Here is a 12,199-nt window from a genome sequence, read left to right as displayed (position 1 = left end):
TGGAAATCCTTATTTGCTGTCCTTACCGACATGCAGAATGGCGAGGAACGCTTCCTGTGGCAGCTCAACGTTACCAACCTGCTTCATTCGCTTCTTACCATCTTTCTGCTTCTGCAACAGTTTCTTCTTACGGCTGACGTCACCGCCATAACACTTGGCGAGAACGTTTTTGCGCAGCTGTTTCACCGTTGAACGCGCGATAATGTGGTTGCCGATGGCAGCCTGAATCGCAATATCAAACTGCTGACGCGGGATGAGCTCTTTCATTTTCTCAACCAGATCGCGTCCGCGATAAGGCGCGTTGTCACGGTGGGTAATCAGCGCCAGCGCATCCACACGCTCAGAGTTAATCAGTACGTCAACACGTACCATGTCTGAAGGCTGGAAACGTTTAAAGTTGTAATCCAGCGAGGCATAACCGCGCGAGGTTGATTTCAGACGGTCAAAGAAGTCGAGTACCACTTCAGCCATCGGAATTTCGTAAGTCAGTGCCACCTGATTGCCGTGGTAAACCATGTTGGTCTGCACGCCACGCTTCTCAATACAGAGCGTGATGACGTTGCCCAGATACTCCTGCGGCAGCAGCATGTGACATTCGGCAATCGGTTCACGCAGCTCTTCGATATTGTTCAGTGCCGGCAGCTTGGATGGGCTGTCGACATGAACGATTTCACCGCTGGTGGTCACGACTTCATACACCACCGTCGGTGCGGTAGTGATCAGATCGAGATCGTATTCGCGCTCCAGACGCTCCTGGATGATCTCCATGTGCAGCAGACCGAGGAAGCCGCAGCGGAAACCAAAGCCCAGCGCCGTTGAGCTTTCTGGCTCATAGAACAGCGAGGCGTCGTTCAGGCTCAGCTTACCGAGCGCATCACGGAACGCTTCATAGTCGTCAGAGCTGATTGGGAACAGACCGGCGTAAACCTGCGGCTTCACTTTTTTAAAGCCTGGCAGCGCTTTGTCTGCCGGGTTACGTGCGGTAGTCAGCGTATCGCCCACGGGTGCGCCGAGGATATCTTTAATGGCGCAGACCAGCCAGCCTACTTCACCGCAGTTCAGCTCATTACGATCAACCCGTTTCGGGGTAAAGATACCCAGGCGGTCAGCGTTATAAACCTGGCCGGTGCTCAGGACTTTGATCTTGTCGCCTTTGCGCATGGTGCCGTTTTTCACGCGCACCAGGGAAACAACACCCAGGTAGTTATCGAACCAGGAGTCGATAATCAGTGCCTGCAGCGGCGCTTCCGGATCGCCTTCTGGCGGCGGAATGTCGCGCACTAAGCGTTCCAGCACTTCCGGAACGCCGACGCCGGTTTTGGCTGAGCAGCGCACCGCGTCAGTTGCATCAATGCCGACGATATCTTCAATTTCCTGCGCGGCGCGATCGGGATCGGCAGCGGGCAGGTCAATTTTGTTCAGAACCGGCACCACTTCCAGATCCATCTCCATCGCGGTGTAGCAGTTCGCCAGTGTCTGCGCTTCAACACCCTGACCGGCATCCACCACCAGCAGCGCGCCTTCGCAGGCGGCCAGTGAGCGGGAAACTTCATAGGAGAAGTCTACGTGGCCTGGGGTATCGATGAAATTGAGCTGGTAAGTTTGGCCGTCTTTCGCGTGGTAATCGAGTGTGACGCTCTGTGCTTTGATGGTGATGCCACGCTCCCGCTCCAGATCCATAGAGTCAAGAACCTGCGCAGCCATTTCACGAGCGGTGAGGCCGCCGCAAATCTGAATCAGGCGGTCAGAGAGCGTAGATTTGCCATGGTCGATATGAGCGATGATGGAGAAATTTCTTATGTGCTTCATTTATTGGGATATCTTCGCTTAAAATTCAGTTGAAAACCTGAGCACAGACACATTCAGGAAGATCGCTCTTTACCCACAATCCTGTCAGCCTCATTAATGACGACGCATATTACACTGTTAACGCCGCGCATAAAAGAATGGAACGTGGTGGAAGCGAAACAGATATCTGCGCGAGGCAGAACAGACAAAGGCCGCGGGATGCGCGGCCTGGACGTGCGTTACGCTTCGCTTTCAACACGCAGCGCATCGGGAGGCAAGGCGATGTTCAGAATGACCGGCTGAAAGGCTTCCCGATCGCCGAATTTCATTGAAACGCCTTTGGCGACAATAAAACCCCCGATGCCGCCCAGCAGCGCACCGCAGGCGGCGGCCAGGTCGCTGCTGAACAGCGCCTGAAACAGCCCGGAAACCAGGAACAGGCCAAACAGCGGCGTCATGTAGACCAGCAGCGCAGAACCCAGCAGGCTGCTCTCTTTGATACCAAGTTCGATCCGCTGCCCCGGCTGCAGCGGCTTGCTGCTGGCGATTTGCATCACGTGGGCATTCTTCGGACCGAGCTTATTCAGCATATGGCTGCCACAGCCTTTACGCGCCTGACAGCTGTTGCAGGAGGTTTTAGCTTCGGTGTGCAGCGTGGCGATGCCATCCTGCCATGCCACCACGGTGGCCCATTCTCTCATCATTTTTGTGACCCCAGGTCGATGCTGTCCGCAATACGTTTTGCGGTCGAGGGCGGTAATTCGCCGATCACCGCTATTTCGTTATTATTGCGCACAACGGTCTGGACCGTACGACGCCCAGTGCGCAATGTCTGCGTTGTGCTGGTTTTATCGGCCGGCGTCACGTTGATCGCGAAACTAAACAGGCCATCGCTGTAGAGCTTCGATTCCATATTTTTATTCAGACCGGGTAGCGTGCGGCGATTCTGCGACACCAGCGACATACCGGCAGGTATCCAGCCAGGCTGCCAGGTGAGCGTAACCGCATCCCCTTTCGGCACCGAAAGCGACGGAGGCAGATTGGCTTTCTCCAGCCCCTGCATCAGATTACGCACCCCTTCGTCCACCGCAAAGCTGATGACGCGGAACTGCTCCAGCGTTTCGCCATCACGATCGAGCAGGTCGATGCGCAGCGGCAGCTTGGTGTCCACATCCAGCCAGACCACATAGCTGTAACGGGTGCCATCGCGTGAAACGATGCGCAACACATCACACATCTGATCGGCAATGCGCGAGCGGCCTACGGTAATAAAATCATAGGCTGTGGCGAGCTTGGTGAAGTCAGCAAAAATTACCGACGGTAAAGCATCGATAATGTGATTGCCGGGGAGCGAAAAGGGATCGAGGCCGGGTTCGAAGTAACTGATATCGTTGCCGCGCTGGATCACTTCCCGACGTGGCCCGTCCATCTGCAACAGCTGAGCGAATATCCGGTTATCGATTACAGCATGACGATAACGCAGCGATTCGATGCCGATGCGGGAAACGTTGATATAGGCGAATTCGTAGTTGAGGTTCTGACTTGCCTGCTCCATCTGCTGCAATAGCGCCCCGGACGCAGAAGGTTGCGCCGGGGCGGCAGATGACCACAACAGGCTGCCTGTCAGCAGGCTAACAGCATACCAAAGCGGCTTCATTACTGCTGTTGCTGTCCTAATGATTGATTTCCGGGAACATCAACCTGCGCCTGTTTTGGCGCAGTGGTTTCAAACTGCAGCTGGTCAGCGTGCAGGCGACGTTGCAGTTCGTAATCCTGCAGCATGGCATTTACGCGACGACGCTGGTCCTGAACCTGCTGGTTAGAACTGTTGGTGTCAAATGCATCAGACGGCACGCCCAGGCTCACCGGAGACGCTTTGCCCATCATCGGCATCGTATTGAACACCGGAGAGTCAGAGGTCTGCGTGGCGCTGCCCTCTGGCTGGTTATAGTGCTGAACGCCTACGATCACGGCCAGTGAAACACAGGCAGCGACACCGACCTGGGTCAGTTGCGCAGCCCACGGGCGCGCTTTTTTCCAGAACGGCATTTTTTCCCAGCGGGAAGGTTCTGGCTGAGCTTCAGGGATCAGCGTTGTAACCGTACGCAACGGTTCTTTTTCGATGGCAGCAGCGACGCGCGCAGAAATATCAAAATGCAGGACATCGCCCACATCACCGCGCATGGTATCGCGAATGAGATGATAGCTTGCCCAGCTTTTCTGTAATTCTGCGTCCTTAGACAAGGCGGAAAACAGCTCGTTATCTAAGGTCTCACCATCCATTAAAGCGGAAAGTTTTTCTTTCTGCATGCCTATGTACCCTTCCAGTAGCCGTTATCACTGACGTTGGATAAGCGGTTGAACTTTGTTATCAATGGCCTCTCGCGCACGAAAGATACGTGATCGAACAGTGCCTACCGGGCAATCCATAATGACGGCGATCTCTTCATAACTCAGACCGTCCAGTTCCCTGAGGGTGATTGCCATACGCAAGTCCTCGGGTAGCGCCTCGATGGTACGAAAGACAATTTGTTTCAATTCTTCTGACAACATTAAGTTCTCAGGGTTCGAAATTTCTTTTAATGCACCCGCACTTTCGAAATTTTCTGCGTCAATAGCATCCACATCGCTGGATGGCGGACGACGCCCCTGAGCAACCAGGTAATTTTTCGCTGTATTTACCGCAATGCGGTACAGCCAGGTATAAAACGCGCTATCGCCCCGGAATGAATCCAGTGCGCGATACGCTTTAATAAACGATTCCTGTACTACATCAGGTACGTCGCCCGAGGGAACATAGCGTGAAACCAGGCTCGCCACTTTATGCTGGTAACGAATCACCAGTAAGTTGAAAGCTTTTTGATCTCCCTTCTGTACGCGCTCGACAAGGACCTGGTCCGTCAACTGCTCGCTCATCCGAGGTAATGTCTCCCCAAATTTTTCATACGCATAAAGTAACTGCCAGCACATCTCATGGTTCTGAGCAAGCATGCGCTTAGAGTTGTGATGTGGTGCGAAGTTCACTTCTCGCCCTGATATTTACCGCTCCGATGGACATTACACAGGTTCTTCGTTTTCGTTCAGTGTAAGGAGCGTAAATCGCAGGCAGAGTAACCTATGACAACAGCTTTTTCATCATTAAATCCTTTAGGTTTAATAAGTTTGCTATAAAAAACCGCGCCAAAAGCAGCCCGGTTTTAACTCACTGATATTAAGTAACTTTGGGAAATCATCAGACAAAAACCTGCGCCAGATGTTTAAAATACTTCACAGTAACCCCCATTGCGCTTATGCTCAGCCCTATTCTTGTTTAGTAAATTAAACATTATGATGAATGCGAACCCGGATTATCAGTGTGATGTACTCATTGTGGGCAGCGGTGCTGCTGGCCTGTCGCTGGCGTTACGGCTGGCAAAACAGTACCAGGTGACAGTTCTCAGTAAAGCGCAGGTCAATGAGGGGTCAACCCTTTACGCCCAGGGCGGTATTGCTGCGGTATTTGATGAGACTGACAGCATCGAGTCACACATCGAAGATACGCTGATTGCCGGAGCAGGATTATGCGACCGTGAAGCCGTCTCGTTTATCGCCAGTAATGCCCGGCATTGCGTGCAGTGGCTGATCGACAACGGTGTCGCCTTTGATCTCGATCCGCAGGCGGCCGGCGACATGCGTTATCACCTGACGCGGGAAGGCGGCCACAGTCATCGCCGTATCCTGCACAGCGCTGACGCCACCGGCCATGCGGTTGAAACGACGCTGGTAAGCCAGGCGTTGAGCCATCCCAACATCCGGATTCTGGAACGCACCAACGCAGTCGATCTGATTCTTTCAGATAAAATCGGCCTGCCAGGCCCACGCCGCGTGGTGGGAGCATGGATCTGGAACCGTAATCGCGAACAGGTGGAAACCTGTCGGGCACGGGCCGTGGTGGTTGCAACTGGCGGTGCCGCCAAAGTTTATCAATATACGACTAACCCCGACATCGCCTCCGGTGACGGCATCGCGATGGCCTGGCGTGCCGGCTGCCGGGTTGCCAATCTGGAATTTAACCAGTTCCACCCGACCTGCCTGTTTCATCCGCAGGCGCAGAATTTCCTGTTAACCGAAGCGTTACGCGGAGAAGGTGCCTGGCTGTTGCGTCCCGATGGCAGCCGTTTCATGCCCGATTTCGATGAGCGTGCCGAACTCGCCCCGCGCGATATCGTCGCCCGGGCCATCGATCATGAGATGAAGCGGCTGGGCGTTGACTGTATGTATCTGGACATCAGCCACCAGCCTGAGGAGTTTGTTCGCGCGCACTTCCCGATGATCTATGAGAAGTTGCTGACCTTTGGCTTTGACCTCACTAAAGAACCCATCCCGATTGTGCCTGCCGCGCACTATACCTGTGGCGGCGTGGTCGTTGATCAGCACGGCCAGACCGATGTCAGTGGCCTCTATGCCATCGGTGAGGTGAGTTATACCGGCCTGCACGGCGCTAACCGCATGGCATCCAATTCGCTGCTGGAGTGTCTGGTTTATGGCTGGTCCGCCGCAGAGGAGCTGATTCGCACCCTGCCCGCCATCGAAGCCGTTACTGCGCTACCCGTATGGGATGAAAGCCAGGTCGATGACGCCGATGAGCGCGTGGTGATCCAGCATAACTGGCACGAGCTGCGGTTATTCATGTGGGATTACATGGGAATCGTCCGCACGACCCGGCGGCTGGAGCGGGCGCTGCGTCGCATCAACCTGCTTCAGCAGGAGATCGATGAATATTATCGTCATTTCCGCCTCTCCAATAACCTGCTGGAGCTACGGAATCTGGTGCAGGTCGCTGACCTGATGGTGCGCTGTGCGCTGGAGCGAAAAGAGAGTCGCGGCCTGCACTATATCCGCGACTACCCGGATTTACTGCCCGAGGCGCGGCCAACCATCCTGACGCCGCCGGACTACATAAAAAGGTAGAACTCCCGCGTCAGACTACACCACTCATCAGAATAGCGGGTGTCCGGCGTGCGGATAGCAAGGCGCTCCAGCAGGGTTTCCCCGGCCTGCGGCGACAGCCCCAGCAGGACGCGGTGCGGCGGACGATGGGCATATTCCGCCACGTCCAGCCGGAAACGCAGATGCCAGCCATCCGCCTGCGCCAGGGCGATGAATTCCTGGCCGGTCGCGGTGGGCAGCACCACGCAGAACATCCCCTCTTCTTCAATCAGTAATGCAGCGCTGCGCAACAGTGTCTGATGATCGAGCGAGGCAGTCGCACGGGCGCTGTCCCGTGCCGCAGTAGAACAGGCCACGCCAGGTGCAAAATAAGGCGGATTGCTGACGATTAGCGAGTAACGTTTATCGCACTGTTCAGCCCAGTCGGCGATATCACGCTGATGAACCTGAATACGTTCAGGCCACGGCGACTGCTGCACATTCTCCTGCGCCTGAAGCGCGGCTTGCGGTTCTAACTCAACCGCATCGATGTTGACCGGCGACGGCGTACGCTGCGCCAGCATCAGCGCGATAAGCCCGCTGCCGCTGCCAATATCCAGAATACGTTTTACCCCGGCAACCGGCGCCCAAGCCCCAAGCAGAATGGCATCGGTGCCCACTTTCATCGCACAGCGATCGTGCGCGACAAAAAATTGTTTAAAGGTAAAACCGTTCTTGTTTAACTGTGGCCGTTCACGCGGCTTATCCTGCATCATTCGTCACTACCATCGTTTTTTTCCTGCCGTACGGCAGCGCATGAGTGTAACGTGACAACAGAGGGAATTCACGCGGCAGACAACCCCAGGCGCAGCCGAAACGGATTAACAGATGAAGATTCAGTCTGATCTGTCTATAATCAGCGCCCCAAACTGAGGTAGACCATGACAGTAACCACATTTTCCGAACTCGAACTCGACGAAAGCCTGCTACAAGCGTTGCAGGAAAAAGGCTTTACGCGCCCAACAGTGATCCAGGCTGCTGCAATTCCGCCCGCGCTGGAGGGCCGTGACGTTCTGGGTTCGGCACCTACAGGGACCGGGAAAACCGCCGCGTATCTGTTACCGGCGTTGCAGCACCTCCTTGATTTTCCGCGTAAGAAATCTGGCCCGCCACGCATCCTGATTGTGACCCCGACCCGCGAACTGGCGATGCAGGTCGCCGATCATGCGCGTGAGCTGGCGAAACATACCCATCTGGACATCGCCACCATCACTGGCGGCGTGGCTTATATGAACCATGCCGAAGTGTTCAGCGAAAACCAGGACATCGTGGTCGCCACCACCGGCCGTCTGCTGCAGTACATCAAAGAAGAGAACTTTGACTGCCGCGCAGTAGAAACCCTGGTGCTGGATGAAGCGGACCGCATGCTCGATATGGGCTTTGCCCAGGATATCGAAACCATCGCGGCTGAAACGCGCTGGCGCAAGCAAACTCTGCTGTTCTCTGCCACGCTGGAAGGCGACAATATCCGTGACTTCGCCGAGCGTCTGCTGAACGATCCGGTTGAGCTGGAAGCGGACCCAAGCCGCCGTGAGCGCAAAAAGATTCAGCAGTGGTACTACCGCGCTGACGATCTGCAGCATAAGACCAAATTACTGATCCATCTGCTGAAACAGCCGGATGTGACGCGCAGCATCGTCTTCGTGCGTAAGCGTGAACGTCTGCATGAGCTGGTGAGCTGGTTGCACGAAGCGGGGATTCGTAGCAGCTATCTTGAAGGCGAAATGGTGCAGGCAAAGCGTAACGAAGCGATTAAACGTCTGAGTGAAGGCCGCGTTAACGTGCTGGTTGCGACGGATATCGCCGCGCGCGGCATTGACGTTGAAGATGTCAGTCACGTCTTCAACTATGACATGACGCGCACCGCTGATACCTATCTGCACCGCATCGGGCGTACCGGTCGTGCGGGCCGTAAAGGCATCGCCATCTCACTGGTTGAAGCGCACGATTTTGTGCTGCTGGGCAAAATCACCCGCTATGTTAACGAGCCGATCAAAGCGCGCGTGATTGATGAGCTGCGTCCTGAGACGCGGGCGCCAAGTGCCAAAACGACCGGCAAACCGTCGAAAAAGGTTCTGGCGAAGCGTGCAGAGCAGAAAGCCAGTGAAACAGAAAAACCGCGTGTGAAAAAACGCCATCGTGATGCCAAAAATGTCGGCAAGCGCCGCAAGGCAAGCGGCAGTACGCCAGCTAACGAGAATGCGGAATAAATCATCGCAGCTATAAAAAAATCGCCTCACAGGAGGCGATTTTTTTTATCTGATAATCAGTAACAGCCCTTTCACAATCTTTTGTCTGCCAGAGCGCTTTCTTCATGACACTGGCATCAGCGTGCCGGGAAGTTAACTGTTTATCTTATTCATAATATTAATAAAAATTGCTGTGTGCGCTTTGCGCTAATTTTCAGCAGCCGATAACTCAGGCTGCTTAAAGACTTTCAGTAAAGGTACGGGTAATCACGTCGCGCTGCTGCTCAGGTGTCAGTGAGTTAAAACGCACGGCATAGCCTGAAACGCGGATAGTCAGCTGCGGATAGTTTTCAGGATGTTTAACTGCATCTTCCAGCGTTTCGCGGCGCAGAACGTTGACGTTCAGATGCTGTCCACCTTCAACACGTACCTGAGGTTTGATTTCAACCGGCACTTCACGGTAAGCGAATTCGCCCAGCTCGCTGATGGCGACAACCTGATCTTCTTCGTAGCCCGCTTTTGCACACAGGCAACGCGCTTCGGCTTTCTCTTCGTCCAGCAGCCAGAAGGAGTTCAGTAGTTGTGAATTGTTTGATTGAGTGATCTGGATACCAGTGATCATGATTGCGTCTCCCGGGTAATACGTGGATAAATCAAATTTGAGGCCCCGGTATATCACCTATGATCTCGGACAGTTTTGACCTGTATCAATATTAATCAGGCATTCCGGCCGCTTTTAAGCTAACCCGTTGATCTCAATACCCCTGCCATCTAAACTTAATTTGTATTATTCAAATTATTTTTGCCTTCAGGTCAGCGGCAGGAACCGCTAAGCTTATGGCACTAACGTTAAGGGAGTTAAACATGGCTGAAAAGCTGACCTGGCACGACGTGCTGTCTGAAGAGAAAGAGAAACCCTATTTTATCGAGACGCTGAAGCAGGTCGCCGATCAACGCGCCGCAGGTGTCACGGTCTATCCGCCGCAGAAAGATGTGTTCAACGCCTTTCGCCTGACGGAGCTGGGCGACGTCAACGTCGTGATACTCGGTCAGGATCCCTATCACGGGCCTCATCAGGCGCACGGCCTGGCCTTCTCGGTACTGCCCGGCGTCCAGGTGCCGCCCTCTCTGCAGAATATCTATAAAGAGCTGATGCAGGATATTCCTGGCTTTCAGAAGCCCAGTCACGGCTTTCTTGAGAGCTGGGCAAAACAGGGCGTGATGTTGCTGAACACCGTGTTGACAGTTGAGGCGGGCAAAGCGCATTCCCATGCGCGATTTGGCTGGGAGACCTTTACGGATAATGTGATTGCGGCGATTAACCAGCACTGTGAAGGGGTGATTTTTCTGCTGTGGGGTTCACATGCGCAGAAGAAAGGCAGCATTATCGATCGCCAGCGCCATCACGTGTTGCAGGCACCGCATCCCTCGCCGCTCTCCGCGCACCGTGGCTTTTTCGGCTGCAAACACTTTTCAACAACCAATGAGCTGCTGAGCGCTGCCGGTAAAAAGCCGGTGGACTGGACGCCGGTTTTACCGGACTAACGCCAGAAAGCACACGGCCGCGTCAGAGCGCGGCCGTGTAACGGGATTCAGGCGTTGAATCAGCTTTTAGCTTTGGAAACCGCAACCATCGCCGGGCGCAGCAGGCGGCCATTCAGCGTATAGCCACGCTGCATCACCAGCATGACATGGTTTGGCTCAAACTCTTCAGACTCCATCATCGACATCGCCTGATGCACTTCCGGGTTAAACGGCACGCCGGTTTCGCCGACCACTTCAACACCGAATTTACGCACGGCGCCCAGCAGGCCTTTCAGGGTCAGTTCAATCCCTTCAATCATCGAAGCCAGCTGTGGATCCTCTTTGTTCGCCACTTCCAGCGCACGTTCCAGACTGTCGATCACCGGCAGCAGTTCGTTGGCAAACTTCTCAAGCGCAAATTTGTGCGCCTTCTCAACGTCCATCTCGGCACGACGACGAATGTTCTCAATCTCTGCCTGCGCACGCAGCTGGGCATCGCGCACACCGGTCTGCGACTGCGCTAATTCAGCTTCGAGCTGAGCAATACGCTCATCACGCGGATCCACCTCTGCCGCTGTCTCCGCTTCCTGAGGTTGCTGCTGATCCTGCTGAATTTCGTCTGAGACTTGCTCGTTTGGGGTGTTCTGTTCTTTACTACTCATGAATTTCTCCGCGTTTTGCACATTCATTTCGCTGGTTGGCTTATTATGGGGATTGGTATGACGGATTCAAGGGAACCTATCACATTGCCTTACCGTTTTGGCTTATAAGGAACACCGACCAGATGAACAAACACTTTAACTGCATTGGTATTGTGGGTCATCCGCGCCATCCCACCGCGTTAACCACGCATGAGATGCTCTGGCGCTGGCTGACAGCCAAAGGTTATCAAGTGATCGTTGAGAAGCAAATTGCGCAGGAGCTGTCGCTTCACGACGTGCAGACGGGCACGCTGGCGGAGATTGGTCAGCAGGCCGATTTAGCGGTCGTGGTGGGCGGTGATGGCAATATGCTGGGCGCAGCACGAGTGCTGGCGCGCTACGACATTAAAGTGATTGGGATTAACCGCGGTAATCTCGGCTTTCTCACCGACCTTGACCCGGACAATGCGCAGCAGCAGCTGGATGAGGTGCTACAGGGCAACTATTTCGTCGAGAGCCGCTTTCTGCTGGAAGCGCAGGTGTGCAAATCTGACTGCTCGCCGCGCATTGGCTCCGCTATCAACGAAGTGGTGCTGCATCCCGGCAAAGTCGCGCACATGATCGAATTTGAAGTCTACATTGATGAAGTGTTCGCCTTCTCCCAGCGCTCGGATGGGCTGATTATTTCGACACCCACCGGCTCGACCGCCTATTCACTCTCTGCGGGCGGCCCGATTCTGACGCCGTCACTCGAAGCAATCGTGCTGGTGCCGATGTTCCCGCATACGCTGTCAGCGCGGCCACTGGTCATCAACAGCAGCAGTACCATCCGTTTGCGCTTTTCCTCGCGTCGCAGCGATCTGGAAATCAGCTGTGACAGCCAGATTGCGCTGCCAATTCAGGAAGGCGAGGATGTACTGATACGACGCAGCGCCAACCACCTGAACCTGATTCATCCTAAAAACTACAGCTATTTCAATACGCTGAGTTCAAAACTGGGCTGGTCAAAAAAATTGTTCTGAAATGCGGCATCACCTCTTTACTGGATAAAAAACCAGTTTATACTGTATGAAAAACCATATGTGTTTA

At 54.4% G+C, this 12,199-nt stretch carries 12 protein-coding genes; 4 read left to right on the top strand and 8 right to left on the bottom strand.

What is annotated here, in order from left to right; all coding sequences use genetic code 11:
- Positions 1 to 9: 9 nt before the first annotated feature.
- From lepA to rpoE, 5 genes are all read right to left on the bottom strand, one after another.
- The gene (gene lepA, locus GVJ63_RS14260; protein ID WP_010257661.1) at positions 10 to 1,809 is read right to left on the bottom strand and encodes a translation elongation factor 4; all 1,800 of its coding nucleotides are present in this window, start codon (positions 1,807 to 1,809) and stop codon (positions 10 to 12) included.
- Between the two features lie 218 nt (positions 1,810 to 2,027).
- Positions 2,028 to 2,492, bottom strand: coding sequence for a SoxR-reducing system protein RseC (gene rseC / locus GVJ63_RS14255; RefSeq protein ID WP_010257664.1), 465 nt, complete (start codon positions 2,490 to 2,492; stop codon positions 2,028 to 2,030).
- The gene (rseB, locus tag GVJ63_RS14250; protein ID WP_010257666.1) at positions 2,489 to 3,445 is read right to left on the bottom strand and encodes a sigma-E factor regulatory protein RseB; all 957 of its coding nucleotides are present in this window, start codon (positions 3,443 to 3,445) and stop codon (positions 2,489 to 2,491) included. Before rseB ends, rseC begins: the two co-directional genes overlap by 4 nt.
- A complete protein-coding gene (gene rseA, locus GVJ63_RS14245; RefSeq protein WP_010257667.1) occupies positions 3,445 to 4,098 on the bottom strand; it encodes an anti-sigma-E factor RseA in 654 nt (217 codons plus the stop codon). The genes rseB and rseA overlap by 1 nt, the downstream gene beginning before the upstream one ends.
- Before the next feature lie 27 nt (positions 4,099 to 4,125).
- Positions 4,126 to 4,704 carry an RNA polymerase sigma factor RpoE gene (gene rpoE, locus GVJ63_RS14240; protein WP_010257669.1) on the bottom strand — a complete coding sequence of 193 codons (579 nt, stop codon included), beginning with the start codon at positions 4,702 to 4,704 and terminating at the stop codon, positions 4,126 to 4,128.
- A gap of 414 nt (positions 4,705 to 5,118) precedes the next feature.
- Between rpoE and nadB the strand changes: the two genes are divergently transcribed.
- Entirely contained in the window at positions 5,119 to 6,738 is a 1,620-nt protein-coding gene (nadB, locus tag GVJ63_RS14235; RefSeq protein ID WP_010257671.1) for an L-aspartate oxidase, read from the top strand.
- On the opposite strand, the gene GVJ63_RS14230 is transcribed toward nadB, so the two are convergent.
- Complete coding sequence (locus tag GVJ63_RS14230) at positions 6,723 to 7,472, bottom strand: tRNA1(Val) (adenine(37)-N6)-methyltransferase (protein ID WP_010257673.1); 750 nt, start codon at positions 7,470 to 7,472, stop codon at positions 6,723 to 6,725. The two genes, nadB and GVJ63_RS14230, sit on opposite strands and share 16 nt — an antisense overlap.
- A 165-nt stretch (positions 7,473 to 7,637) precedes the next feature.
- On the opposite strand from GVJ63_RS14230, the gene srmB reads away from it, so the two are divergent.
- Entirely contained in the window at positions 7,638 to 8,966 is a 1,329-nt protein-coding gene (gene srmB, locus GVJ63_RS14225) for an ATP-dependent RNA helicase SrmB (RefSeq protein ID WP_010257676.1), read from the top strand.
- A gap of 217 nt (positions 8,967 to 9,183) precedes the next feature.
- Here the strand turns inward: srmB and grcA are convergent, their stop codons facing one another.
- Positions 9,184 to 9,567, bottom strand: a complete 384-nt coding sequence (grcA, locus tag GVJ63_RS14220; RefSeq protein ID WP_010672180.1) for an autonomous glycyl radical cofactor GrcA — start codon at positions 9,565 to 9,567, stop codon at positions 9,184 to 9,186.
- 242 nt (positions 9,568 to 9,809) lie between these two features.
- Here grcA and ung point away from each other — a divergent pair, with 242 nt between their 5' ends.
- A complete protein-coding gene (gene ung, locus GVJ63_RS14215) occupies positions 9,810 to 10,490 on the top strand; it encodes a uracil-DNA glycosylase (RefSeq protein ID WP_062758831.1) in 681 nt (226 codons plus the stop codon).
- A 59-nt stretch (positions 10,491 to 10,549) separates the two neighbouring features.
- Here ung and grpE read toward each other — a convergent pair whose 3' ends face one another.
- Complete coding sequence (gene grpE, locus GVJ63_RS14210) at positions 10,550 to 11,131, bottom strand: nucleotide exchange factor GrpE (RefSeq protein ID WP_010257683.1); 582 nt, start codon at positions 11,129 to 11,131, stop codon at positions 10,550 to 10,552.
- Between the two features lie 122 nt (positions 11,132 to 11,253).
- Here grpE and nadK point away from each other — a divergent pair, with 122 nt between their 5' ends.
- Positions 11,254 to 12,132, top strand: coding sequence for an NAD(+) kinase (gene nadK, locus GVJ63_RS14205; RefSeq protein WP_010257685.1), 879 nt, complete (start codon positions 11,254 to 11,256; stop codon positions 12,130 to 12,132).
- Positions 12,133 to 12,199: the final 67 nt, after the last annotated feature.

The sequence above is a fragment of the Pantoea sp. 18059 genome, assembly GCF_902706165.1.
Taxonomy (GTDB): domain Bacteria; phylum Pseudomonadota; class Gammaproteobacteria; order Enterobacterales; family Enterobacteriaceae; genus Pantoea; species Pantoea agglomerans.
Note: the sequence above shows the minus strand (reverse complement) of the source record. Positions and strands in the feature narration are given on the sequence as shown.

What these genes read in the sequence shown, in the direction of transcription:
- lepA (WP_010257661.1), bottom strand. Translation starts at nt 1,809, where the DNA reads ATGAAGCACATAAGAAATTTCTCCATCATCGCTCATATCGACCATGGC.
- rseC (WP_010257664.1), bottom strand. Translation starts at nt 2,492, where the DNA reads ATGATGAGAGAATGGGCCACCGTGGTGGCATGGCAGGATGGCATCGCC.
- rseB (WP_010257666.1), bottom strand. Translation starts at nt 3,445, where the DNA reads ATGAAGCCGCTTTGGTATGCTGTTAGCCTGCTGACAGGCAGCCTGTTG.
- rseA (WP_010257667.1), bottom strand. Translation starts at nt 4,098, where the DNA reads ATGCAGAAAGAAAAACTTTCCGCTTTAATGGATGGTGAGACCTTAGAT.
- rpoE (WP_010257669.1), bottom strand. Translation starts at nt 4,704, where the DNA reads ATGAGCGAGCAGTTGACGGACCAGGTCCTTGTCGAGCGCGTACAGAAG.
- nadB (WP_010257671.1), top strand. Translation starts at nt 5,119, where the DNA reads ATGAATGCGAACCCGGATTATCAGTGTGATGTACTCATTGTGGGCAGC.
- GVJ63_RS14230 (WP_010257673.1), bottom strand. Translation starts at nt 7,472, where the DNA reads ATGATGCAGGATAAGCCGCGTGAACGGCCACAGTTAAACAAGAACGGT.
- srmB (WP_010257676.1), top strand. Translation starts at nt 7,638, where the DNA reads ATGACAGTAACCACATTTTCCGAACTCGAACTCGACGAAAGCCTGCTA.
- grcA (WP_010672180.1), bottom strand. Translation starts at nt 9,567, where the DNA reads ATGATCACTGGTATCCAGATCACTCAATCAAACAATTCACAACTACTG.
- ung (WP_062758831.1), top strand. Translation starts at nt 9,810, where the DNA reads ATGGCTGAAAAGCTGACCTGGCACGACGTGCTGTCTGAAGAGAAAGAG.
- grpE (WP_010257683.1), bottom strand. Translation starts at nt 11,131, where the DNA reads ATGAGTAGTAAAGAACAGAACACCCCAAACGAGCAAGTCTCAGACGAA.
- nadK (WP_010257685.1), top strand. Translation starts at nt 11,254, where the DNA reads ATGAACAAACACTTTAACTGCATTGGTATTGTGGGTCATCCGCGCCAT.